Genomic DNA, 22,338 nt, shown 5'->3' with positions numbered 1-22,338 from the left:
AGGCGAGATCACGTCTCGAGACACGCACAGACATCAGTCAGGGAGCCAGACCAGCCATGAAATATCCTCTCATCGTGGCCGCTGCGGTCTTCGGGGGCGCGCTCGCCTCCGCCGCGCAGGCCGATATCACCGTCTCGTCCAAGATCGACACCGAAGGCGGTCTCTTGGGCAACATCATCGCGCTATCGCTGGAAAATGCCGGGATGCCGGTGGAGCGGCGGTTGCAGCTGGGCGGCACGCAGGTCGTGCGCAAGGCGATCCTCGCGGGCCAGATCGACATCTACCCAGAATATACCGGCAACGCGGCCTATTTCTTCAACGAGGCCGATAGCGACATCTGGAAGGATGCCACGAAGGCCCATGACCGCGCCGCCGAGCTCGACAAGCAGAACGACATCACTTGGCTCGACTCCGCGCCGGCCAACAACACCTGGGCGATTGCGGTGACGGGCGCGCTGGCCAAGGAGAACGACCTCACCACCATGTCCGATTTCGGCAAATGGGTGTCGAAGGGCGGCGATGTGAAGCTCGCAGCCTCGACCGAGTTCGTCTCGTCCCCCGCCGTGCTGCCCGCGATGCAGACGGCCTACGGGTTCAAGCTGAGCCCCGATCAGACCGTGGTTCTGTCGGGCGGGGACACGGCGGCGACCATTCAGGCGGCGGCGCGCGGCACCTCGGGGGTGAACGCGGCGATGGCCTATGGCACCGATGGCGGTGTCGGCGCGGCGGGGCTCGTCGTGATGGAAGACGACAAGGGCGTGCAGCCGGTCTACGAGCCCACCCCGATCGTGCGCGACGCGGTGCTGAAGGAATATCCGAAGATCCCCGAGGTTCTTAACCCGATCTTCGACAAGCTCGACATGCAGACGCTGCAAAAGCTGAACGGTCGTATTCAGGTCGGCGGTGAGCCCGCCGAGGCGGTCGCGAAGGACTACCTGACGCAGATCGGAGTGCTGAACTGACTGCGGCGGCGCGCAAACGGGCGGTGACGCGCTCCGCGATGGCGGGGCTGTCGCCGCCGGGCGTGCTGTTTGCGGTGCTGGGTCTGGCCGCGATCTTCGCGCCCTTCATGACCTTGGCGGCGAACCGGATCGTCGCCGGTGAGGGCAGGGCGCTCTGGACCCTCGCCGCGCCGCAGGTCACGGGGCCGGGGATCGCGCTGATGCTGTTGGGGCTCGCCTTGGGGCTGCCCGCCGCGCGGCCCTTTCTGCGCATCGCGGGGGCTGCGCTTGGCCTTGCGGGGCTGGTCTGGCTGCTGGTTCTCGGCGCGTCTTCCCTGCTCGAGGAGGCAGGGGAGTATGCCCGCGTCTCTCCGGCGGCGGGCTTCTGGTTCCTGCTGGTGGTCTTCGCGCTGATGATGGCCGATGCGCTTTCCGCGCTGTCGCCGGGGCCTGCCGCGCGGGCGGGGCTGCTGGTGCTGGTGCTTGCGCTGATTGGCGCGCTGCTGTGGTCGGGGGCGCTGAGCGATCTGTCCATCGCGCAGGAATTCGCGAGCCGCAAGGATGCCTTCTACACCGCGAGCCTGCGCCATCTGGGACTTGCCTTCGGCTCGCTTCTGGCGGCGGCGGTGATCGGCCTGCCGCTGGGCGTGATGTCCCACCGCAACGCCGGGCTACGCCGCGCGCTCTTGCCGGTGCTGAGCTTCCTGCAGACGATTCCGTCGCTTGCGATGTTCGGGATCATGATCCCGGTTCTAAGCTGGCTGAGCGGCGTCATCCCCGGCGCCCGCGCGATCGGCATCGCCGGGATCGGCTTCGCGCCGGCCTTCCTCGCGCTGACCCTCTATTCGCTGCTGCCCGTGGTCGCCAATGTGCTGGCCGGGCTGCGCACCGCGCCCGCCGCCACGCTCGAGGCCGCGCGCGGGATGGGCATGACATGGCGCCAGCGTCTGACCCGGGTGGAACTGCCGCTGGGCCTGCCGGTGGTGCTGGCGGGGCTGCGCATCGTGCTCGTGCAGAATATCGGACTGGCGGTGATCGCCGGGCTGATCGGCGGCGGCGGCTACGGCACCTTCGTGTTTCAGGGCCTCAACCAGACGGCGGGCGACCTGATCTTGCTGGGCGCATTGCCCACTGTTGCGCTGGCGCTGATCTCGGCCATCGCGATGGACATCCTCGTCGAACTGACGACCCCCCGAACGGAGCGAGAAGAATGATCGAAATCGACGAGATTACGAAGCTCTATGAGGACACCGCGGCGGTCGACCACGTGTCGATGACGGTCGAGACCGGCACGATCACGGTGATCGTGGGCACGTCCGGCTCGGGCAAGACCACGCTTCTGCGGATGATCAACCGGTTGATCGAACCGAGTTCCGGCGAGGTGCGGATCAACGGCGAGGTCACAAGCGCGCTGGCCAAGCACGAGCTGCGCCGCCGGATCGGCTATGTCATTCAGGGCGACGGGCTGTTCCCACATTACACGATCGCGGGCAATATCGGCGCGGTGCCCAAGCTGCTCGGCTGGTCCAAGGACAAGACGCGCGCCCGTGTCGACGAGTTGCTGGACCTGTTCTCGATGGAGCCCGCGCAGTTTCGCGACCGCTACCCGGCGGAGCTGTCGGGCGGCCAGCAACAGCGCGTCGGCGTAGCGCGCGCGCTCGCCTCGCGCCCCGATCTGCTGCTGATGGACGAACCCTTCGGCGCGCTCGACCCGATCATTCGGGGCCGGGCGCAAGCCGATCTGAGACATATCCAGCGTCAGTTGGGCTCGACCATCGTGCTCGTGACGCATGACATGGAAGAGGCGATCCATCTGGGCGACCGGGTGGCGGTGATGGATGGCGGCAAGCTGCTGCAACATGGCACGCCCGCCGAAATCATCGCCGCGCCCGCGACCGATTTCGTGGCGCAGATGGTGGGCGGCGTGGACCGTCCGCTGCGGCTGTTGTCGTTGATCCCGGTGTCGGAGGTGCTGGAAGACGGCACTGCCGAGGGCGAGCCCATCGCGCCCGACACGAGCCTGCGCGATGCGCTGTCGCTGTGCCTCTGGCGCCGCGTCGAGGCGCTGCCGGTGGCCGATGGGGACACACCGCTTGGCCGGGTCACGCTGGCAACGATCCGTGCCCGCGCGGCGGAGTTGGCATGAGCCGTAGCGGCATGATCCGAGCCGCCTGCGTGGGGCTGCTTCTGGCGCTGGTTCTGCGCCCGCATTGGTTCGCGCCGGTCTTTGCGCCCTTCGCCCCGGCGGGCGGTCCGGTGATCTACGAGCGCGCCTCGATCCTGTCGCTCTCGCTGAGCCATCTGGGGCTCGTGGCGCTGGCCTCCGGGCTGGCGACGCTCGTCGCGGTGGGCCTTGCCATCCTCGTGACGCGGCCTGCGGGCGCGGCCTTCCTGCCGCTGTCGCGCACGATTACCAATATCGGCCAGACCTTTCCGCCCGTCGCGGTGCTGGCGCTGGCGGTGCCCGCGCTCGGTTTCGGGGCGGGGCCGACGCTGGTGGCGCTGTTCCTCTACGGGTTGCTGCCGATCTTCGAGACGGCCATCGCGGGGCTCTCGACCCTGCCGCCCGCGACGATGGAGGCCGCCCGCGGCATCGGCCTGACTCGATGGCAACGTCTGATCCGGGTGGAACTGCCGCTGGCGCTGCCAGTAATCCTGACGGGCATCCGGCTGTCGGTGGTGATTGCAATCGGCACGGCGACCGTCGGCTCCACCGTGGCCGCGCGCACTTTGGGCGAGGTGATCATCGCGGGGCTTCTGACGAGCAACACCGCCTTCGTCCTGCAAGGCGGCGTGATCGTGGGGCTGTTCGCGGTGCTCGTCTACGACGCGCTGAGCCTGTTGGAGACCGCTCTGACGCGGCGTTTGGGCAGGCAGTCCGTCGGGGCCGATACCTGAAACCGGGCAGGCTCGAGGAGCGACCCGCGCCCCGTCTGAGGCGCGGGCGGCGGCGGGTTCAGAACGCCCAGTCCTCGTCCTCGGTCGCGACCGCCTTGCCGATCACATAGCTCGACCCCGAGCCCGAGAAGAAGTCGTGGTTCTCGTCCGATCCGGGCGAGAGGGCGGCGAGGATCGCGGGGTTCACGCGGGTGGCCTCGTCGGGGAATAGCGCCTCGTAGCCGAGGTTCTGCAGCGCCTTGTTGGCGTTGTAATGCAGGAAGTGCTTCACATCCTCGGTCAGGCCCAGACCGTCGTAGAGCTGCTCGGTATAGCGGCCCTCGATGTCATAGAGGTCGAACATCAGCGAGAAGGCGAAATCCTTGATCTCGGCGCGCTCGGCCTCGGTCACATGCTCCAGCGCGCGCTGGAACTTGTAGCCGATGTAATAGCCGTGGATCGCCTCGTCGCGGATGATCAGGCGGATCAGGTCGGCGGTGTTGGTCAGGCGTGCGCGGCTCGACCAGTGCATCGGCAGGTAGAAGCCCGAATAGAACAGGAAGCTTTCCAGAAAGACGCTCGCGACCTTGCGTTTGAGCGGGCTCCCGGTCGCGTCATATTCGTCAAGGATCAGCCGCGACTTGGCCTGCAGATGCGGGTTTTCTTGCGACCAGCGGAAGGCCTCGTCGACCTCTGCGGTGTTGCACAAAGTCGAGAAGACAGACGAATAACTGCGCGCGTGCACAGCCTCCATGAAGGCGATGTTGGACAGCACGGCTTCCTCATGGGGCGTGGCCGCATCCGCCATCAGCGCGGGCGCGCCGACCGTGTTCTGGATCGTGTCCAGCAGCGTCAGCCCGGTGAAAACCCGGATCGTGAGGGTCTGTTCGTCCTCGGTCAGTTGCGACCAGCTTTGGATGTCATTCGACAGCGGCACCTTCTCGGGCAGCCAGAAATTCGACGTGAGCCGGTTCCAGACCTCCAGATCCTTGTCGTCCTGAAGGCGGTTCCAGTTGACGGCGCGCGGAACGGGCCGGGGAACGGGGCGGGGCGTGTGCAGATCTTTCATGGCGGGCCTCACAGGGAACAGGATACGCAGCCCTGCACCTCGGTCCCCTCAAGGGCCGCTTGGCGCAGGCGGATGTAGTAGATGGTCTTGATGCCGCCCCGCCATGCGTAGATCTGGGCGCGGTTGATGTCGCGGGTCGTGGCCTCGGCGGGGAAGAACAGCGTCAGCGAGAGCCCCTGATCGACATGCTCGGTCGCCGCCGCGTAGGTGTCGATGATCGCCTCGGGACCGATCTGATAGGCGTCGCGGTAGAACTCCAGATTGTCGTTCGTCATGTAGGGCGCGGGGTAATAGACCCGGCCGATCTTGCCTTCCTTGCGGATCTCGATCTTCGCGGTGATCGGGTGGATCGAGGCGGTGGCGTTGTTGATATAGCTGATCGAGCCGGTCGGCGGCACGGCTTGCAGATTGCGGTTCCACAGGCCGGTCTCCATCACCCGTTCGCGCAGGGCGGCCCAGTCGTCGCGCGAGGGCAGGGTGATCCCGAAGCGGTCGAACAGGGCGGTGACGGTCTCGCTTTCAGGCAGCCAATCGCGGGTCACGTATTTCTCGAAGAAGCTGCCATCCGCATAGGCGGACGCTTCGAACCCCTTGAAGCTGCGCCCGTGCTCGGCTGCCAGCCGGTTCGATTCCGCCAGCGCGTGATAGGCCACGGCGGCGAAATAGACGGAGGTGAACTCAATCCCCTCGGGGCTGCCGTAATGGATGCGCTCGCGGGCGAGGAAGCCGTGCAGGTTCATCTGGCCCAGCCCGATCGCGTGGCTTTCCTCATTGCCCTTGCGGATCGAGGGGACGGCGTTGATGGCGCTCATCTCCGACACCGCCGAAAGCGCGCGGATCGCCGCCCCGACGCTTGCGCCCAGATCGCCGCCATCCATCACCTTCGCGATGTTGAGAGAGCCCAGATTGCACGAGATATCGGTGCCCATCCGCGCATAGCCCAGATCCTCGTCGAATTCCGAGGGCTCGGCCACCTGCAGGATTTCCGAACACAGGTTCGACATGGTGATGCGCCCCGCGATCGGGTTGGCGCGGTTCACCGTGTCCTCGAACATGATGTAGGGATAGCCGCTTTCGAACTGGATCTCAGCCAGCGTCTGGAAGAAGGCGCGGGCGTTGATCTTGCGTTTGCGGATGCGCGCGTCATCGACCATCTCGTGATATTTCTCGGTCACGGAAATCTCCGAGAAGGCGCAGCCATAGACCCGCTCCACGTCATGGGGCGAGAAGAGATACATCTCCTCGTTCTTCTTCGCGAGTTCGAAGGTGATATCGGGAATCACCACGCCGAGGCTCAGCGTCTTGATCCGGATTTTCTCGTCCGCATTCTCGCGCTTGGTGTCGAGGAAGCGCAGGATGTCGGGGTGATGGGCGTGCAGATAGACCGCGCCCGCGCCCTGACGCGCGCCGAGCTGGTTGGCGTAGCTGAAACTGTCTTCGAGCAGCTTCATCACCGGGATCACGCCCGAGGACTGGTTCTCGATCCCTTTGATCGGCGCGCCATATTCGCGGATATTGGTCAGCATCAGGGCCACGCCGCCGCCGCGTTTCGACAGTTGCAGCGCCGAGTTGATGCCGCGCCCGATGCTTTCCATGTTGTCTTCCAGCCGCAGCAGGAAACACGACACGAATTCGCCCCGCGCCTTTTTGCCCGCATTGAGGAAGGTCGGCGTCGCGGGCTGGAAGCGGCCTGCCAGCATCTCTTCCATCAGCCGCATCGCCAGCGCCTCGTCGCCGCGCGCGAGTGTCAGCGCCACCATCACGACCCGATCCTCGTAGCGTTCGAGATACCGCTGCCCGTCGCGGGTCTTCAACGTGTAGGAGGTGTAATATTTGAACGCGCCGAGGAAGGTCGGAAAGCGGAACTTGGCAGCAAAGGCCGCGTCCCAGATCGCGCGCTGGAAGTTGCGCGAATACTGATCGAGCACGGCGGCGTCGTAATAGCCTTCCTCCACGAGATAGCCGAGCTTTTCATCCAGCGAATGGAAAAACACCGTGTTCTGGTTCACATGGCGCAGGAAATATTGCCGCGCCGCCATCCGGTCGGCGTCGAAGCGGATATTGCCCTCCGCATCATAGAGGTTGAGCATCGCATTGAGCGCGTGGTGATCAAGCCCCGCGAATTCAGAGGCCATGGCCCCGCTCGGTTTCACGTCGCTATCGAGCATTCCTGCCTCCAGAAGGTTTCGAGACCTGCGCGTACGCGGGCGATGTCACTGTCCGTGCCTGCCAGCTCGAACCGGTAAAGCACGGGGATATTGCATTTGCGCGCCAGCAGATCGCCCGCGCAGGCGAAGAGTGCGCCGAAATTGCGATTGCCGCTGGCGATGACGCCGCACAGGCCCGCGCGGCGGGTGGGGTCGTTGAGAAAGGCGATGACCGGTTTCGCGACCGCACCTCGCCCCTTGCCGTCGGCATAGCTCGGGCAGATCAGGACATAGGGGCCGGGCGGGGTCGGCATCGGAGCCTCAGCCGAAACGGGCAGGCGCAGCGCGGGCAGGCCCAGCCGCTCCACGAAGCGCTGCGTGTTTCCCGACGCCGAGGAGTAATAGATCAGCTTTGCCTGTCCCATCGCGGCTAGGTCTCAGGCCAGCCGGTTGATCATGTCGGGGCGAAAGCCCGCCCAGTGATCCTCGTTCGCGATCACGACCGGGGCCTGACGGTAGCCGAGGTCCTGCACCATCTCCATCGCCGCGGCATCTTCGGTCAGGTCGATCACGTTGTAATCGATCCCCTTGGCATCGAGCGCGCGGGTCGTGGCGGTGCATTGAACGCAGGCCGGTTTCGAATAGACGGTGATGGTCATGGTTCCTGTCCCTTTGTTTGCTGTCGGCAGCGCGGGACAAGGCTCGTGGGCAGGGCGCAAAGCGAACTGCCACGCGCCCGGGCCCTCCGCCGCGGTCGTCGTCTATCTGCTCTGGCAGGTCTCCTGGCTCGCGGCTCGAACGCCTCTCGGTCCGTCTTCCCGGCGCATCGCACCAGTGACATTCGGACTTGAGGCTCGCCGCTTACAGTTGCGGGGGCAGCGCCGGACTCTCACCGGCTTCCCTCTTCGCCTGCGGAGTGACTCGCAGGAACCAAAGCAACATCATATTGGGTTAATGCGATAAAGGCTGTCAATATATAGATTGCCCTGCCGCGCGAAATGCGCGCGCGACAGGGCAGCGTTAAGCCTCAGGCGCCGTCGCCAAGGGCCCGGATATGCGCCGGGAGGCGGGCGTTCTGACCATACATGAAGTGGTTCTCCATCCGCTCCGAGAAGCGGCTGGCCTCGGTCTCGCGGCCCACGGCCTCGGCCATTTCGCGGATATGCATCGGGCTCGCCCCGCAGCACACGCCAAGGTAATTCACCCCGATCGCCTGCGCCTCACGCGCGAAGGCGCCGATCTCGTAGCGGTTACACGCCAGCGGATCGAGCGCGGTCGGGAAGGTCCGGCCATGCGGCGAGGGGCAGGTGCAGCCGTTGTGATCGGAGAGGTTGAAGAAGGTGGGCTCCTCCGTCGTGGTCCGGTAGGGCACGGGCAGGGCGCCGACATGGCAGCTTACCGCTGCGCGCACCTTGCGCAGCCACGGCATCATCGTCTGCGGCCCGCGGAAGCAGTTCAGCCCGACGACATCGGCGCCCGCCTGTTCGAGCTGCTGGCAGGTCTCGACGATGCCGACCCCGTCCATCATCTCGTTGGCCGCCATCGGCGCCAGCGTCAGCACCACCGGCAGACCCGACGCCTTCGCGGCCTCCAGCGCACACAGCGCCTCGCCCGCATAGTAGAAGGTCTCGCCGATGATAATGTCCGCGCCTTCCTCGACTGCCCAGCCGATCATCTCGTCGAACATTGCGCGCACCTCGGCCTGCCGTGCCGGATCGGTCGGGTCCCAGATATTCGTGTTCGAGATATTGCCCGCCATCAGGTTGCCGGTCTTCGCATTGGCGACCTCGCGCGCGATTTTCAGCGCCGCGCGGTTGAGCGGCTCCAGCAGGTCTTCCTTGCCGATCACGCGCATCTTCTCGCGGTGACCGTTATAGGTGAAGGCCTCGACGATATCGCTGCCGGCGCGCTGGAAATCGATATGCAGATTGCGCAGCGCCTGCGGGTATTCGAGCGCCACCTCGGGCACGAATTCCCCGGCGGTCAGATAGCCGCGCCGTTCCAGTTCGAACAGAAAGCCCTCGGCGCAGATCACCGGGCGCGCGTCGAGCAGGCGGGTCAGTTTGTTGTCATTCATGGAGAGATCCTCTCAGTTCATCCATGACCATCGTTTGAAGTGCCGAGCCTCACAGGGAACGGGGCTGTCGTTCCCTGCTGCAATGGTCCTCGGCCGGGCCGCAGAATGCGACCGCAAGACGAAAAACAGGCTCAGAGGCCGCGCCGGGCGCGAGCCCCGCCGCGCCGAAGCGGCGGGGGCATCTCGATCGGCAGGGCGAAAGGCTGCGGGCGCAATGAGTCCAACAGCAACTCGCAGAACACCGCGACGGCGGGCGAGGCTGCGCCGAACGGATAGGCCTGCGTATGGGCGATGATCGCCGCCTTCGCATAGGGCATGTCGCCCGGCAGTCCGCCGAGCCATTCCATGTAGCCCAGCGTGCCCAGCTCACGCGCACGCAGCGGCGAGATCGGTCCTATATCGAGTTGTAAGAGTGAAAGCGTTCGTTCCAAAAGCATCGCGCCCTCCGCGCAAAAGGGCGGGAGTGGTCGCGGCACGGCGATATGCGAGGTCCGATCTGGTCCATCTCTCGTCTCTCCGTCCCAGGGCACCCCGCCCGGGTTTAAGGTGACCGAGATGCGCGCGGGCGCGCATCCGAGATGGCAGGTCTCCTGACTCGCGGGTCGTGGCTTCACCGGACCTTCCCAACCTTTGCAGGTCAGTGGCGTTTCCGGTGGCGCTCGCCGCTTACAGTTGCGGGGGCAGTCACGGAGTTGGGCATCGCCCGCACCGTGTTCCCTTTTCAGCCGACCCTTTGGGGCCGGACACCATCCCGGATTTGATCGCAGGAAAATCTGGCGCTGTCCAGAACGGATTGGGGCCTGTGGGACAAGCGGGCCCGCGTTGACAAAGATCAAGGTCGAAATGCGCCCCTGCGATAAAGTGCCCGCAGGTGCAAACAGGGGAGGCGAGCTCATGGCCACGAAGAAAGAAGTCATTCCTTTCGATAGCTTACGCCGCGAGGATGTCGCGCTTGTGGGCGGCAAGAACTCTTCGCTTGGAGAGATGGTGCAGGAGCTTGGCGCCAAGGGCATTCAGGTTCCGCCGGGCTTCGCCACCACCTCCGACGCCTATCGGATGTTTCTCGAGGAAAACAATCTGACCGAGGCCATCGCGGGCTATCTCGCCGATTACGATGCCGACAAGATCAGCCTTCATGTCGCGGGTCAGAGCATTCGCGACACGATCGTGGCCGGGGACTGGCCCGCCTCGACCGAAGCCGCGATCCGGGAGGCGTATCGCGATCTGTCGAAGCGGGCAGGGGTGCCCGAGGTCTCCGTCGCCGTGCGCTCGAGCGCGACGGCCGAAGACCTCCCCGATGCCAGCTTTGCCGGTCAGCAGGAGACCTATCTGAACGTGTCGGGCGAAGAGGAGCTTCTGACCGCCTGCCGCAAGTGCTACGCCTCGCTCTTCACCGACCGCGCGATCACCTATCGCAAGCTCAGAGGGTTCAATCACCTCGATGTCGCGCTCTCCGTGGGCGTCCAGCAGATGGTGCGCTCCGATATCGGCGGGTCGGGCGTGATGTTCTCGATCGACACGGAAACCGGCTTCGACAAGGTCGTGCTGATCAGCGCGGCCTGGGGCTTGGGCGAGAATGTCGTGCAGGGCGCGGTCACGCCGGACGAGTTTCAGGTCTACAAACCGTTCCTTGGCAAGGCCGGGGTCAAACCGATCATCGAGAAGAAGCTCGGCGCGAAAGAGATCAAGATGATCTATGCCGGGCCGGACGCCCCGAACCCGGTGCGCAACGTGCCGACGTCAAAAGCGGAACGCGGGAAGTTCGTTCTGTCGGATGACGAGGTGCTCGACCTCGCGCAACAAGCGGCCACCATCGAAGCGCATTACGGCCAGCCGATGGATATGGAATGGGCGAAAGACGGCGTCACGGGGAAGCTGTTTATCGTGCAGGCGCGCCCTGAGACCGTGCAATCTCGGGTCTCTGCGGGGTCGCTCCGGCGCTATACCATCGGCGCGCATGGTCCGGTCGTCGTCAGCGGTCTGTCGGTCGGCGAACAGGTCGCGACCGGGCGTGTCTGCCTGATCGAAGACGTCAAGGATATCGACGATTTCGTGGATGGCTCGGTCCTCGTCACCTCGACGACGGACCCCGATTGGGTGCCTGTCATGAAACGCGCCTCGGCCATCATCACCGACCACGGCGGCAGAACCAGCCACGCCGCCATCGTCAGCCGCGAGCTGGGCGTGCCCGCCATCGTCGGCTGTGGCGATGCTACCCATGTGCTGCATGACGAGCAGGAGGTGACCGTCTGCTGCGCCGAAGGCGACGAGGGCCGGGTCTATGACGGCTTTGCCGAGTTCACGGTCGAAGATCTGAACCTCGACGCGGTGCCGGAAACCAAGACCAAGGTCATGCTCAACCTCGCCAACCCGGCCATTGCCGCGCGCTGGTGGCGGCTGCCGATCGACGGTGTCGGTCTGGCGCGGATGGAATTCGTGATCTCGAACACGATCCGGGTCCACCCGATGGCGCTGCTGCATTTCTCCGATATCCGGGAGACGGAGGTGCGGGAAGAAATCGAAACGCTCACAAGAGGATACGAGGACAAGGCCGAGTATTTCGTCGATCAACTGGCGCTCGGACTGTCCCGGATCGCCGCCGTGGCCTACCCGAACCCGATGATCCTGCGGCTGAGCGATTTCAAGACGAACGAATATGCCGACCTCTTGGGCGGGCGGCAATTCGAGCCGGTGGAATCCAACCCGATGATCGGCTGGCGCGGCGCCTCGCGCTATTACGATCTCGCCTATGTCGAGGGGTTCCGGCTCGAATGCCGGGCGATCCGGCGACTGCGCGAAGAGGCCGGGTTCGACAATGTGCTGGTGATGGTGCCGTTCTGCCGCACGCCCGAAGAGGCCGACCGCGTCTTGGCGGTGATGGCCGAGGAAGGGCTGGTGCGCGGATCGAACGGTCTGCAGATCTACGTGATGTGCGAAGTGCCCTCGAACGTCATCCTCGCCGAGGAATTCGCCAAGCGGTTCGACGGTTTCTCCATCGGGTCGAACGATCTGACGCAGCTGACCTTGGGCATCGACCGCGACAGCGACCGGCTCGCGCCTCTGTTCGACGAACGGCACGCCGCCGTTCAGTGGATGATCCGGAGCGTCATCGAAAGAGCGCATGGCGTGGGCGCGAAGGTCGGGCTCTGCGGTCAGGCGCCGTCGAACTACCCGGAATTCGCCCGCAGACTGGTCGAGTTCGGCATCGACTCGATATCGGTGACGCCGGACAGTTTCCTGAAGGTCAAAGGCCATGTCGCCGAGGCGGAAGGTCAGCGCTGATCTGAGCGTGAACCCGCGGGACCTTTTCGTTTGCGTCGGGGCCAGAGCTTAACCGTCTCGGGCGAGTTGCCCGAGACGGTCGCGCGCTCAAGCCACGGTTGCCGGTTCGGCGCTCGGCTTCGCGGGGGCCACATGCATGCCCAGCCGCGCCAACAGGTCCTGATCTTTCCACGCTGCGGGGTTGTCCGTGGTCAGAAGCTGATCGCCCACGAAAATCGAGTTCGCGCCCGCGACGAAGCAAAGCGCCTGCCACGCGTCGCTCATCCCGGTGCGGCCTGCCGAGAGCCGCACGACCGACGCGGGCATCAGGATCCGCGCGAGCGCGACGACCCGCACCAGCGCGAAAGGGTCGACCGGCTCGGCGTTCTTTTGCACCGGCACGCCTTCGATCTCGTTCCAGAGGTTGATCGGCACGCTGGCCGGGTGCGCGGGCAGGGTGGCGAGCGTCACCAGCATGGCGATCCGATCCTCCTCAGCCTCGCCCATGCCCAAGATCCCGCCGCAACAGACCCGAATGCCGCCTTTGCGCACATTTTCGACCGTATCGAGCCGGTCCTCCATCGTGCGGGTCGTCGCGATCTTCCGGTAATAGTCCGGCGACGTGTCGATGTTGTGGTTGTAGAAAACCAGCCCCGCCGCCTTCAGCTTCTCGACCTGCCGCGGCGAGAGCATGCCCAGCGTCATGCAGGTCTCCAGCCCCAGCTCGGAGACGCCGCGCACCATCTCGCAGAGCGCATCCATGTCGCGATCCTTCGGGCTGCGCCACGCCGCGCCCATGCAGAACCGTTGCGCGCCTGAGGCCTGCGCGCGTCGTGCCGCGCTCAGAACCTCTTCGGTCTTCATCAGCTTGGTGGCTTTCACGCCGGTCTCGTAATGCGCGGATTGGGAGCAATACCCGCAATCTTCCGGGCAGCCGCCCGTCTTGATCGACAGCAGGCTCGCCGTCTCGAGCGCGCTCGGGTCGAAATGGGTGCGATGAACCGTTTGCGCCCGGTGAAGAAGCTCGGGGAAGGGCAGGTCGTGGATCGCCTTCGCCTGCGCCATGCTCCAATCGTTTCTGATGTCTCCCGCCATGGTTACGCGCGCTCCTTCAGGCGGGTGAGGCCCGTCGCGAGACCGCTGGCGATTGCGATCTTGACCAGATCCCCGGGAACGAAAGGTGCGACGCCGGTTGCGAGAAGTTTCGACGCGGGCACGAAATTGGCGAGCCAGGCGAGGCCCGCGGCATAGACCACGATCAGCCCGACGAGCATCGCCAGCGCTTTGCCGAGCCAACCGCGACCATGTGCGAGCACGCTGATCATGGGCGCCGCCAGCAGAAAGCCCAGCAGGTAGCCCCCGGTCGGTCCCATCATGTAGGCTAGGCCGATGCCGCGCTCGGGTGTGCCTGAGAAGACCGGCGCCCCCATCGCGCCCATCATGAGATAGGTGGTCATTGCGGCAGCCGCCATTCTGGGGCCGACGCTCGCTGCGATGAAGAAGACCGCAAGCGTGTGCAGGGTCATCGGCACGGGCCAGAAAGGCACCTGAAGCTTCGCGCCGAGTGTGATCAGGGCAGCGCCCCAAAGCGCGAGCCCAAGGCCGCGCCAGAGAGTGTGGGTGAGCTTCTGGGAAGTGTCGAAAACCGTCATTGAACCTGTCCTCAGTCGATAGTTGGAATTGCTATCTATGACTATGCGGGCGCATCCGGGGCTATCAATTGGAGTTATAGATAATTATCCAGAAATCACGTAAGTCTCGTGTGCTTCGGCATTTTTTATCGATGACTTGCGTTTTCCTATCCAGCCGACATGGCGTGCCAAGGTTGCGCAGGCCAGGTCTGTCTGCCCCTTGTGGAGGGCGGTAATGATGATCCGGTGATCGTGGTCCGAGCGGGCTTCCCAGTCGCGGCGCCAGGCGGCGAAAAGGAAGCGTGCGCTGGTCGTCTGCAGATTGTCGATCGTCTCCAGAAGTCGTGGCATCCCGCAGGGTGTCAGGATCAACTGGTGGAATTGACGGTTCGCGGCCTCCCAATCACGGACTGTTCTGGCACTGTCTCCGATACGCGTAACCTGTTCAGCTTTTTGGAGAATTGCGCGTGTCATGTTCGGAGCTGCATGGCGCAGCGCCAAGGGTTCGAGGCTGGCGCGCATCTCCGCCACTTCGCGCAGTTCGGCCACGTCGAACTCGGTCACGCGAAAGCCGCGGCGCGCTTCGCTCTCGGCCAATCCGCGCGCCTGCAATTCGCGAAAGGCTTCGCGCACCGGGACGTGGCTCGCGCCGAACTCGCTCGCGATGTGGTCCTGTCTCAGCCGGGCGCCGGGCGGAATCTCACCTGAAATGATGCGATCCGAAAGTATCCGCGCGATGCGCTGCGAATGTGTTTCATGGGGTGTATCCGTCATAATTTATAGATAAATATTCTAGCAGCAATTCGTCCACCCCCATTCATGTACCGGAAACATGTTTGTAAGATTAAGGAAAAGATATATCTCTGGGCAGTGGTGGAGACGCATTAACCTGCATTGGATCTTATGTGACCTGGCAAGAAGCTTTCCGGCGTGATGCGCGCGGAACTGAGGACGACGCGGCTCCCGATGCCGGCTACAAAGCCCTGATGGAGCTGATCGATGACGGATTCTGCGTCATCCAGTTCATCGACGGGCCCAGAGGGCCCCTCAGCGACTATGTCCATATCGAAGCCAATTCCGGTTACGAAAGACATACCGGGATCGACGGTATCGTCGGCAAGACCGTGTTCGATGTCGCCCCACAAGACGGGGCCGAGTGGGTCAAAATCTACGGCGAAGTGCTCAGAACCGGAGAGCCTCTGAGGTTCGAGCGCGAGTTCGTCGAGGCCGGGCGGCATATCGAGGTTTCCGCGACGCGGGTGGAGCCCGCCGCGAAAGCGCAGGTCGCGGTTCTGTTTCGCGATATCACCGAGCGCAAACGCAAAGAGCGCGAACTACGCGAAAGCCAGCGCCGCGCGGAAAAGAGTGCACGTCACGTCGCACGCGCGCTCTCGGCCGGGGCGATCCTTGGCACCTGGGTTTGGTATCTCGACAGCGAAACCTTCGATCTCGATGAAGAATTCTCGCGCAGCATGGGGCTCGATTCCGCGCAAGGCGCTGCAGGTCTGACAATCGACCAGATTGTCGTGAACGTTCATGAGGACGACAAGCCGGGGCTGATGGCGGCGATCGATCGCGCCACGCAGCAGACGACGCCGTATGCATATCAGTTTCGCGTCAAGCGGGCCGACGGGCTGTATCACTGGGTCGAAGCCAATGGCCGGATGGAGGCCGAAACGCCGCGCATCTTCGCAGGCGTTCTGATGGATCTCGATGACCGGCGCGCCATTCTCGAAGAGCGCGACAAGGCGGCGGCCGAGCTGTCCAAGCTGAATGAAACGCTGGAGCAGCGCGTCGAAGAGCAGACCGCGAAGCTCATGCAGCGGGAGGGAGAGCTCCGGCAGGCCCAGAAAATGGAGGCCGTCGGGCAGTTGACCGGGGGGCTCGCCCACGATTTCAACAATCTCCTCACGGCGATTTCCGGGTCGCTCGACTTCGTCGCAAAGCGGCTCGAAGACGGGCGTCGCGAGGAAATCCTGCGCTATCTCGAAGCCGCGCAAGCGTCGACCGAACGGGCCGCCAGCGTCACACAGCGTTTGCTCGCCTTCTCGCGTCAGCAGTCGCTGATGCCCAAGCCGACCGACGTGCCGCAACTGGTCCGCAGTATGGAGGACCTGATGCGGCACTCCATCGGGCCGCATATTCTGGTAAGGGCGGAGGACGACGCAGAGGCCTGGCCCGCGATGGTCGACCCGAACCAGCTTGAGAGCGCGCTTCTCAATCTGTGCATCAATTCGCGCGATGCGATGCCCGATGGCGGCACGATCACGATCGGCACGACCAACGAGGCCATCGAGACCGAGAACTCGGAGCTTCCGCCCGGCGACTACCTGCGTCTGTCCGTGCACGACACTGGAACGGGTATGACTGCGGAGGAAATCTCGAAAGCCTTCGATCCCTATTTCACGACGAAGCCCAGCGAGAAGGGCACCGGCCTCGGGCTTTCGATGGTCTACGGGTTCGCGCGCCAAAGCGGCGGCTGCGCGACGATCGACTCCGAGCTGGGGAAGGGGACGACCGTGAACATTTTCCTCCCGCGCTCGGTCGAGACGGTCGCGCGCGCCGAGGTGGATTTGCCTGTAAGCGAGGAGCCCGCCACGGGGGGCGGACACACGATCCTCGTTGTGGACGATGAGGCGATCGTGCGTTTCGTCGTCGTGGAGGCGTTGGAAGAGGCGGGCTTCACGGTCTATCAGGCGGCCCATGCGGCGGCCGGGCTTCAGGTGCTGCAGGACCAGCCCGAGGTGACGCTTCTCCTGACGGATATCGGCTTGCCGGGCGGCATGACGGGCCGGGAGCTTGCAGCCCGGGCGCGAGAGGCGCGAGAAGATCTCAGAGTGATGTTCATGACCGGGTATGACGAGGAAGCGGCAACGGCCACGACGCTTACGGATACTGAAGTCTTGCTGAAGCCGTTCGATTTCGACGAAATGGTGCGTCGCGTCACGAGTTTCGCGAACCGCACCGCTGCGTGACGCGGGTCGCGCCCGAGTGATGTTCGGGGCGTCCGACCCTAGGCGGATCAAACGCCGCGCTTGTTGCCCCAGATCAGAACATGCAGCTGCGGCAGGATGCGGGGCGCGAACCAGTTGTCCGCCATAGCGGTGTCCGTCAGCCAGCCAAGCCGGTCGGCCAGACCCTGCGGATCGACCGCAACCTCCGGGTCAACCTCGGGATTGCCCGGCTGCAGATAGAGCGGCAGATCCGGGTGGCGGGCATGGGCCGCCTTGGCCCAGTCGTAATCCGCGCGGTCGAAGATCACGATCTTCATCACGGTGCTGCGGGCCGAACCTCCGGCCGCCACGCACGCGGCAAAGGCGTCCCAATCGACCTGCTCTCCGCTCGAAGGCGGCTTCGGCGACAGCACCAGCGTGTCCAGATCACCGAACCAAGGCCGCGCGACAGAGCCCTGCGTCTCGCAGGCGAAGCGGTAGCCGGCGGCCCGCCCGAGCGCGATCAGCGGCCCGAAATCCTGAATGGCCGGGTTTCCGCCGCTGAGCGAGATCGTCAGCGGGCGGTCGCCAGACAGCCGACGCAGCTCGGCCCAGACATCCTCGGAACTCATCGGCGCCCATGTGTGACGATAGGCGCTGTCGACCGCGTGGAGGCTGTCGCACCACGAGCAGCGGTAGTCGCAGCCGCCCGCGCGCACGAATAGCGTAGGTTCGCCGATCAGCGCGCCTTCGCCCTGAATGGTCGGGCCGAAAATCTCGGCGATGCGCAGCGTCGTCATGGACGGTATTCCGCCCAGGTCTTGGGCGTCTCGCTGACCAACGCCGCGCTGGTCTCGGGCCAGCGCGCCTTGCACCAATCGTAGAAATGCTTGGCCATGTTCTCGGCGGTCGAGGGCACGTCCATCACGTCGTTCAGGTGCCGGTGATCGAAGGTGTCGTCGATATAGGTCTTGAGCGGTTTCAGATCGTGATAGTCGCGCACGAACCCGTTCTCATCGAGCGTCGCGGCGGCCAGTTCGACGACCACGATGTAATTATGCCCGTGCAGCCGTGCGCATTGATGATCTTCGGGCAGATGCGAGAGCTGATGCGAGGCGGAGAAATGGAATTCCTTGCGGATACGGAACATCAGCGGGCCTCCTTCTCGGCAACGGCCTTGGCCCAGAAATCCGGATCGGCATAGGCGGTCGGATCCGCGACGCCCGCCAGATGGAACGCCTCGCGCCGCTCGACACAGGTGCCGCAGCGCCCGCAATGCACCTCGCCGCCTTTGTAGCACGACCACGTCTCGGCAAAGGGCGTGCCGTGTTTGGCCCCTTCGGCCACGATGTCGGCCTTGGAGCGATGCACGAAAGGCGTCTCAAGTCGCACATCGGCATAGCCGTCGAGCGCCATGCGCTGCATCGCATCGAAGGCCTCGGTGAAGGCAGGGCGGCAATCGGGATAGATGAAGTGATCGCCCCCATGCACCGCAGTCGCCACCGCTTCGTCGCCATTTGCGGCGGCCACACCGAAGCCAATGGCGAGCATGATCGCGTTGCGGTTCGGCACGACGGTGATGCGCATCGTCTCTTCGGCGTAATGCCCGTCGGGCACATCGATGTCGTCGGTCAGCGCCGACCCGGTCAGCGCGGCCCCGATCGGGCGCATGTCGATGAGATGATGCGGCACGCCAAGACGGCGCGCGGCGGCGGCGGCGTAATCAAGCTCCTTGCGGTGCCGTTGGCCGTAGTCGAAGGAGACGAGCCGCGTGAGATTACCCTCAGCGGCGACGATATGGGCGAGCGATACGGAATCGAGTCCGCCCGAGCAGATGACGAGAGTCTTCATATTTGAACCCTTGTTTTGATGACCGGGTAGGCTGCGACCGGTTGAGCGGGCCTCTAAAGGATGGGGCAGGGCTCTGCAAGGGCGGCGCGCCGGATAGATCGCCACGATCGCGCGACCGGACAGACGCGAACCATCGAGGCCCCCGCTTGTCGTTACCCCGCTTGACGGGCGGCTCCGACGGTGTCACCTCTTTGGGCGAAGCGACAGGGGCGCTCGGGAAACCGGGCTGAGACGAACCCTTAGAACCTGAACCGGATAATGCCGGCGGAGGGAGGCGCGTGAGACGGTCAGGCGCAGTCCCGCCTTTGCCCACTCGCACTCCTCTTGCTGCCCGCAGCCAAGGAGAGTGCGATGGAAGACCCCGGACAATATCTCGCAACGATGCGGCAGAGCGCGCCGCTCGTTCATAACATCACCAACTATGTCGCGATGAACGTGATGGCGAATGTGCTGCTGGCTTCGGGAGCCTCGCCTGCGATGGTCCATGCGCGCGAAGAGGCGGCCGAGTTCGCAGGGCTCGCACAGGCGCTCAGCATCAATATCGGCACGGTGTCGCCGCCATGGGCGGAGGCGATGGTGGCGGCGGCCACGGTCGCGCGCGCCAGAGACATCCCGTGGGTGCTAGACCCTGTCGCGGTCGGCGCGACGGATTATCGGCGCGCTCTCGGGGCGCGGCTGGTGGAGCTGCGTCCGACGGTGATCCGCGGCAACGCGTCGGAGATCCTTGCGCTTGCAGGCGAGGCTGGTGCGGGGAAAGGGGCGGACACTTCTGAGAGCGTCGCGACGGCTGAAGGCGCCGCGCGCGCCTTGGCGCGCCATAGCGGGGCGGTGGTCGCGGTGACCGGCGCGGTCGATTTCGTGACCGATGGGGAGCGCGCTGCGCGGGTTGCGAATGGCCATGCGATGATGCCGCGCGTCACCGCTTTGGGCTGTTCGCTGACCGGTGTCGTCGCGGCCTTTCTCGCAGGCCAGCCCCGGTTCGAAGCCGTGATCGCGGCGCTCGCTTATTTCGGGCTTGCGGGTGAACGCGCTGGCGCGACCGCCCAAGGCCCGGGCAGCTTTCAGGTCGCCTTCCTCGATGCGCTCCATGCCATCGACGCCGACGCTTTGACCGCCGGTGCGCGGATCGAGGCTGCATGATCCCGCCCATCTGTTTCGTCACCGACCCGGACGCCCCGCAGCCGGTGATCGCGCAAGCAATCGCTGCGGCTGAGGGCGGCGCGGGCTGGGTGCAGCTGCGCGACAAGACGCTCTACGATGCGGAGTTCGCAGCACTCGCCCGGACGCTGATCTCGGCGCTCGCCCCCTATGATGTCCCGCTGATCGTGAATGACAGGGGCGCCGTGGCCATCGAGATCGGCGCCGCTGGCCTCCATATCGGCCAGAGCGATGGCGACCCCGCCGCGATCCGCCGCAGGATCGGGCCCGACATGCTCCTTGGCCTCTCCATCGAGACCGAGGCGCAGATCGGCGCCGTGCCTCCCGGCGTCGATTATCTCGGCGTCGGTCCGATCCATGCGACCGGCTCGAAGCCCGACCACGCGGCCCCGATCGGCCATGCGGGCTTTGCCGCGATCGCCGCACGCACGGATCTTCCCTGTCTTGCGATCGGAGGGATCACCGCGACCGATGCTCCCGCGATCCGCAAGGCGGGCGGTGCCGGTCTTGCCGTGATTTCCGCCATCTCGCGCGCCCCTGACATGGCGCGCGCCACCCGAACCCTGCGCAGCGCATGGAGCGACATATGATCCCCAATATCCTCACCATCGCTGGCTCCGACCCATCGGGCGGGGCGGGCATTCAGGCCGATATCAAGGCCATTTCCGCCAATGGCGGCTACGCGATGAGCGTGATCACGGCTCTGACCGCGCAGAATACGCGCGGCGTGCAGGCGGTCAGCCTGTGCGACACCGGGCTGATCGCGGCGCAGATGGCCTCGCTGCGCGACGACATTCGGATCGACGCGATCAAGATCGGGATGCTGGGCGATGCCGCGATCATCGAGACCGTGGCGGAGGGGCTTTCCGGGCTCGAGTGTCCGGTGGTGCTCGACCCAGTGATGGTCGCGAAAGGCGGCGATCGGCTGTTGGCAGAGGCGGCGGTGACCGCGCTGCGCGGCCTGCTGCCGCGCGCCGATCTGATCACGCCGAACCTGCCTGAGGCCGCCGATCTCTTGGGCTGCGCCGAAGCGACGACGCTTGATGAGATGCGCGATCAGGCCCATGCGCTGCGCGCGCTCGGGCCGCGTGCTGTGCTGCTGAAGGGCGGGCATCTGAGGGGCGATCAAAGCCCGGACCTGCTGGTCACCGAGCAAGAGGAACTCCGCCTCGACGCGCCGCGCATCGCGACGCGCAACACCCACGGCACCGGCTGCACCCTGTCCTCGGCACTGGCGACATTGCTCGGCGCGGGTCTGCCGCTCGCGGAGGCCACCCGTCGCGCGAAGGCCTATCTGAACGCCGCGATTGCCGGGGCGGATCGGCTATCCGTCGGATCGGGCCACGGGCCGGTGCACCATTTCCACGCTTTTCAGGAGGACAGCCAATGAGCTTCACCCAAGACCTCGCGCAGGCGACCGCGCCGCTGCAGCGCCAGATCCATGACATGCCCTTCAATCGCGAATTGGCGGAGGGTCGCCTCGATCCGGAAACGTTCCAAGGCTACATCATTCAGGACGCCCATTACCTCGAAGGCTTCGCCCGTGCGCTGGCGTTGGCCGCCGCGAAGGCCCCCGATGCACCGACCGTCGCGCAGCTCTCAGGTTCGGCGGCCGGCGCGATCGCGGTCGAGCGGGAATTGCATGCGCATTACATGGGGCTGTTCGGCGTCTCGGCCGACGATTTCGCGCAGATCGAGCCCTCTGCCGCCTGTGATCACTATGTGTCCTTCCTGCTGCGCAGTGCCACGACCGGCGATTTCCCCGAAGCAGTGGCGGCGCTACTCCCCTGTTTCTGGATTTATCGCGACATCGGCCGGGAAATCGCACAGGTCAGCGGGGACGCGAACCCCTATGCGGCCTGGATCGCGACCTATTCGGGAGAGGCTTTCGATCAGAGCGTGGAACGGATGCTGGTGCTGACCGATAGGCTGGGTATGACGGCCGATGAGGCCGCCCGCGACCGGATGCACCGGGCCTTCGCCCGCAGCTGCTGGCATGAGTGGCGGTTTTGGGACAGCGCTTACCACCGCGAAAGCTGGCGGCGGCCTGCGGCTTGAGTGTCGCGGGCCCGGTTTCGGGCCCGCGACGGAAATCTCCGCGCGGGCCTGCGCCTCTCACAGGTCCTTGGCCGAGCCGTCGGCCTGCCCGGCAATCCAGTATCCTGCCGCCTTCAGCCATCCCTTCGGATGACCGCGGGCGATCAGATCGTCACGCAGGGCGCGGGCGACGCTGGCTTCGGCGGCGATCCAGACAAACGTTCGCGGCGGCAGGGCAATGCGGTCCAGCAACCGGCGGAGCGGCGCGGGATCCGCTGGGTCGGAGCGATGCGTCCAGAGCGCGACGTGATCCGAAATCCTTTCGAATGCGCCCGTCGCTCTTGAGCAGGCGCCAC

The 22,338-nt window shown here is 65.1% G+C and carries 23 protein-coding genes and 3 riboswitches; of the genes, 10 read left to right on the top strand and 13 right to left on the bottom strand.

Features of this window, described 5'->3' with window-relative positions; genetic code table 11:
* Positions 1 to 56 precede the first annotated feature (56 nt).
* From BMI87_RS00320 to BMI87_RS00305, 4 genes are read left to right on the top strand one after another with little or no spacing between them, the layout of a single operon-like run.
* Positions 57 to 962, top strand: coding sequence for an ABC transporter substrate-binding protein (locus BMI87_RS00320; RefSeq protein WP_078519188.1), 906 nt, complete (start codon positions 57 to 59; stop codon positions 960 to 962).
* Positions 963 to 985: 23 nt separating this feature from the next.
* Positions 986 to 2,155, top strand: coding sequence for an ABC transporter permease (locus tag BMI87_RS00315; protein ID WP_246832620.1), 1,170 nt, complete (start codon positions 986 to 988; stop codon positions 2,153 to 2,155).
* Positions 2,152 to 3,087: an ABC transporter ATP-binding protein gene (locus tag BMI87_RS00310; protein ID WP_078519187.1), complete on the top strand. Its 936-nt coding sequence runs from the start codon at positions 2,152 to 2,154 to the stop codon at positions 3,085 to 3,087. The genes BMI87_RS00315 and BMI87_RS00310 overlap by 4 nt, the downstream gene beginning before the upstream one ends.
* Entirely contained in the window at positions 3,084 to 3,839 is a 756-nt protein-coding gene (locus BMI87_RS00305; protein WP_078519186.1) for an ABC transporter permease, read from the top strand. The genes BMI87_RS00310 and BMI87_RS00305 overlap by 4 nt, the downstream gene beginning before the upstream one ends.
* A gap of 58 nt (positions 3,840 to 3,897) precedes the next feature.
* Here BMI87_RS00305 and nrdF read toward each other — a convergent pair whose 3' ends face one another.
* From nrdF to BMI87_RS00275, 6 genes are all read right to left on the bottom strand, one after another.
* The gene (gene nrdF / locus BMI87_RS00300) at positions 3,898 to 4,887 is read right to left on the bottom strand and encodes a class 1b ribonucleoside-diphosphate reductase subunit beta (protein ID WP_078519185.1); all 990 of its coding nucleotides are present in this window, start codon (positions 4,885 to 4,887) and stop codon (positions 3,898 to 3,900) included.
* Positions 4,888 to 4,895: 8 nt separating this feature from the next.
* Entirely contained in the window at positions 4,896 to 7,055 is a 2,160-nt protein-coding gene (gene nrdE / locus BMI87_RS00295; protein WP_078519184.1) for a class 1b ribonucleoside-diphosphate reductase subunit alpha, read from the bottom strand.
* Positions 7,037 to 7,459, bottom strand: a complete 423-nt coding sequence (nrdI, locus tag BMI87_RS00290) for a class Ib ribonucleoside-diphosphate reductase assembly flavoprotein NrdI (protein WP_078519982.1) — start codon at positions 7,457 to 7,459, stop codon at positions 7,037 to 7,039. The genes nrdE and nrdI overlap by 19 nt, the downstream gene beginning before the upstream one ends.
* 12 nt (positions 7,460 to 7,471) lie before the next feature.
* A complete protein-coding gene (gene nrdH / locus BMI87_RS00285; RefSeq protein WP_078519183.1) occupies positions 7,472 to 7,693 on the bottom strand; it encodes a glutaredoxin-like protein NrdH in 222 nt (73 codons plus the stop codon).
* A gap of 95 nt (positions 7,694 to 7,788) precedes the next feature.
* Positions 7,789 to 7,984, bottom strand: a riboswitch (cobalamin riboswitch).
* A 77-nt stretch (positions 7,985 to 8,061) separates the two neighbouring features.
* The gene (locus tag BMI87_RS00280; protein ID WP_078519182.1) at positions 8,062 to 9,111 is read right to left on the bottom strand and encodes a homocysteine S-methyltransferase family protein; all 1,050 of its coding nucleotides are present in this window, start codon (positions 9,109 to 9,111) and stop codon (positions 8,062 to 8,064) included.
* Positions 9,112 to 9,242: 131 nt separating this feature from the next.
* Positions 9,243 to 9,548: a hypothetical protein gene (locus BMI87_RS00275; RefSeq protein ID WP_078519181.1), complete on the bottom strand. Its 306-nt coding sequence runs from the start codon at positions 9,546 to 9,548 to the stop codon at positions 9,243 to 9,245.
* 125 nt (positions 9,549 to 9,673) lie between these two features.
* A riboswitch (cobalamin riboswitch) is annotated at positions 9,674 to 9,877 on the bottom strand.
* Between the two features lie 128 nt (positions 9,878 to 10,005).
* Here BMI87_RS00275 and ppsA point away from each other — a divergent pair.
* Complete coding sequence (gene ppsA, locus BMI87_RS00270) at positions 10,006 to 12,393, top strand: phosphoenolpyruvate synthase (RefSeq protein ID WP_078519180.1); 2,388 nt, start codon at positions 10,006 to 10,008, stop codon at positions 12,391 to 12,393.
* Positions 12,394 to 12,480: 87 nt separating this feature from the next.
* On the opposite strand, the gene bioB is transcribed toward ppsA, so the two are convergent.
* The 3 genes from bioB to BMI87_RS00255 form a co-directional block, all read right to left on the bottom strand.
* Entirely contained in the window at positions 12,481 to 13,467 is a 987-nt protein-coding gene (gene bioB / locus BMI87_RS00265; protein ID WP_078519179.1) for a biotin synthase BioB, read from the bottom strand.
* 2 nt (positions 13,468 to 13,469) lie between these two features.
* On the bottom strand, positions 13,470 to 14,024 hold the full coding sequence (locus tag BMI87_RS00260; protein WP_078519178.1) for a biotin transporter BioY: 555 nt from the start codon (positions 14,022 to 14,024) through the stop codon (positions 13,470 to 13,472).
* Between the two features lie 84 nt (positions 14,025 to 14,108).
* Positions 14,109 to 14,777, bottom strand: coding sequence for a GntR family transcriptional regulator (locus tag BMI87_RS00255; RefSeq protein WP_078519177.1), 669 nt, complete (start codon positions 14,775 to 14,777; stop codon positions 14,109 to 14,111).
* Between the two features lie 131 nt (positions 14,778 to 14,908).
* On the opposite strand from BMI87_RS00255, the gene BMI87_RS00250 reads away from it, so the two are divergent.
* Positions 14,909 to 16,978 carry an ATP-binding protein gene (locus tag BMI87_RS00250; protein ID WP_078519176.1) on the top strand — a complete coding sequence of 690 codons (2,070 nt, stop codon included), beginning with the start codon at positions 14,909 to 14,911 and terminating at the stop codon, positions 16,976 to 16,978.
* A gap of 47 nt (positions 16,979 to 17,025) precedes the next feature.
* Here the strand turns inward: BMI87_RS00250 and queE are convergent, their stop codons facing one another.
* Genes queE through queC form a run of 3 tightly spaced genes read right to left on the bottom strand, consistent with a single transcriptional unit; the run spans position 17,026 to position 18,787 of the window.
* Positions 17,026 to 17,736 (bottom strand): 7-carboxy-7-deazaguanine synthase QueE, encoded by a 711-nt coding sequence (gene queE, locus BMI87_RS00245; protein WP_078519175.1) that lies wholly within the window; start codon positions 17,734 to 17,736, stop codon positions 17,026 to 17,028.
* Complete coding sequence (gene queD, locus BMI87_RS00240) at positions 17,733 to 18,086, bottom strand: 6-carboxytetrahydropterin synthase QueD (protein ID WP_078519174.1); 354 nt, start codon at positions 18,084 to 18,086, stop codon at positions 17,733 to 17,735. The genes queE and queD overlap by 4 nt, the downstream gene beginning before the upstream one ends.
* Positions 18,086 to 18,787: a 7-cyano-7-deazaguanine synthase QueC gene (queC, locus tag BMI87_RS00235; RefSeq protein WP_078519173.1), complete on the bottom strand. Its 702-nt coding sequence runs from the start codon at positions 18,785 to 18,787 to the stop codon at positions 18,086 to 18,088. Before queC ends, queD begins: the two co-directional genes overlap by 1 nt.
* Positions 18,788 to 18,982: 195 nt before the next feature.
* Positions 18,983 to 19,077, top strand: a riboswitch (TPP riboswitch).
* 61 nt (positions 19,078 to 19,138) lie between these two features.
* On the opposite strand from queC, the gene thiM reads away from it, so the two are divergent.
* Genes thiM through tenA form a run of 4 tightly spaced genes read left to right on the top strand, consistent with a single transcriptional unit; the run spans position 19,139 to position 22,003 of the window.
* Positions 19,139 to 19,927: a hydroxyethylthiazole kinase gene (gene thiM / locus BMI87_RS00230; protein ID WP_078519172.1), complete on the top strand. Its 789-nt coding sequence runs from the start codon at positions 19,139 to 19,141 to the stop codon at positions 19,925 to 19,927.
* Positions 19,924 to 20,535, top strand: a complete 612-nt coding sequence (thiE, locus tag BMI87_RS00225) for a thiamine phosphate synthase (protein WP_078519171.1) — start codon at positions 19,924 to 19,926, stop codon at positions 20,533 to 20,535. The genes thiM and thiE overlap by 4 nt, the downstream gene beginning before the upstream one ends.
* Positions 20,532 to 21,335, top strand: coding sequence for a bifunctional hydroxymethylpyrimidine kinase/phosphomethylpyrimidine kinase (gene thiD / locus BMI87_RS00220; protein ID WP_078519170.1), 804 nt, complete (start codon positions 20,532 to 20,534; stop codon positions 21,333 to 21,335). The genes thiE and thiD overlap by 4 nt, the downstream gene beginning before the upstream one ends.
* Positions 21,332 to 22,003 carry a thiaminase II gene (gene tenA / locus BMI87_RS00215; protein ID WP_078519169.1) on the top strand — a complete coding sequence of 224 codons (672 nt, stop codon included), beginning with the start codon at positions 21,332 to 21,334 and terminating at the stop codon, positions 22,001 to 22,003. The genes thiD and tenA overlap by 4 nt, the downstream gene beginning before the upstream one ends.
* A gap of 57 nt (positions 22,004 to 22,060) precedes the next feature.
* Here the strand turns inward: tenA and BMI87_RS00210 are convergent, their stop codons facing one another.
* Complete coding sequence (locus tag BMI87_RS00210) at positions 22,061 to 22,300, bottom strand: SIP domain-containing protein (RefSeq protein ID WP_078519168.1); 240 nt, start codon at positions 22,298 to 22,300, stop codon at positions 22,061 to 22,063.
* Positions 22,301 to 22,338 lie beyond the last annotated feature (38 nt).

Source organism: Thioclava sp. F28-4 (assembly GCF_002020045.1).
Lineage (GTDB): Bacteria > Pseudomonadota > Alphaproteobacteria > Rhodobacterales > Rhodobacteraceae > Thioclava > Thioclava sediminum.
This window is presented reverse-complemented; position numbering and strand designations above follow the sequence as displayed.

Coding starts and splice junctions, on each gene's coding strand:
- queC (WP_078519173.1), bottom strand. CDS start 18,787: ATGAAGACTCTCGTCATCTGCTCGGGCGGACTCGATTCCGTATCGCTC.
- thiD (WP_078519170.1), top strand. CDS start 20,532: ATGATCCCCAATATCCTCACCATCGCTGGCTCCGACCCATCGGGCGGG.
- nrdH (WP_078519183.1), bottom strand. CDS start 7,693: ATGACCATCACCGTCTATTCGAAACCGGCCTGCGTTCAATGCACCGCC.
- nrdI (WP_078519982.1), bottom strand. CDS start 7,459: ATGGGACAGGCAAAGCTGATCTATTACTCCTCGGCGTCGGGAAACACG.
- queD (WP_078519174.1), bottom strand. CDS start 18,086: ATGTTCCGTATCCGCAAGGAATTCCATTTCTCCGCCTCGCATCAGCTC.
- thiM (WP_078519172.1), top strand. CDS start 19,139: ATGGAAGACCCCGGACAATATCTCGCAACGATGCGGCAGAGCGCGCCG.
- tenA (WP_078519169.1), top strand. CDS start 21,332: ATGAGCTTCACCCAAGACCTCGCGCAGGCGACCGCGCCGCTGCAGCGC.
- bioB (WP_078519179.1), bottom strand. CDS start 13,467: ATGGCGGGAGACATCAGAAACGATTGGAGCATGGCGCAGGCGAAGGCG.
- nrdF (WP_078519185.1), bottom strand. CDS start 4,887: ATGAAAGATCTGCACACGCCCCGCCCCGTTCCCCGGCCCGTTCCGCGC.
- BMI87_RS00280 (WP_078519182.1), bottom strand. CDS start 9,111: ATGAATGACAACAAACTGACCCGCCTGCTCGACGCGCGCCCGGTGATC.
- BMI87_RS00310 (WP_078519187.1), top strand. CDS start 2,152: ATGATCGAAATCGACGAGATTACGAAGCTCTATGAGGACACCGCGGCG.
- thiE (WP_078519171.1), top strand. CDS start 19,924: ATGATCCCGCCCATCTGTTTCGTCACCGACCCGGACGCCCCGCAGCCG.
- BMI87_RS00320 (WP_078519188.1), top strand. CDS start 57: ATGAAATATCCTCTCATCGTGGCCGCTGCGGTCTTCGGGGGCGCGCTC.
- queE (WP_078519175.1), bottom strand. CDS start 17,736: ATGACGACGCTGCGCATCGCCGAGATTTTCGGCCCGACCATTCAGGGC.
- BMI87_RS00305 (WP_078519186.1), top strand. CDS start 3,084: ATGAGCCGTAGCGGCATGATCCGAGCCGCCTGCGTGGGGCTGCTTCTG.
- BMI87_RS00275 (WP_078519181.1), bottom strand. CDS start 9,548: ATGCTTTTGGAACGAACGCTTTCACTCTTACAACTCGATATAGGACCG.
- BMI87_RS00255 (WP_078519177.1), bottom strand. CDS start 14,777: ATGACGGATACACCCCATGAAACACATTCGCAGCGCATCGCGCGGATA.
- BMI87_RS00260 (WP_078519178.1), bottom strand. CDS start 14,024: ATGACGGTTTTCGACACTTCCCAGAAGCTCACCCACACTCTCTGGCGC.
- nrdE (WP_078519184.1), bottom strand. CDS start 7,055: ATGCTCGATAGCGACGTGAAACCGAGCGGGGCCATGGCCTCTGAATTC.
- ppsA (WP_078519180.1), top strand. CDS start 10,006: ATGGCCACGAAGAAAGAAGTCATTCCTTTCGATAGCTTACGCCGCGAG.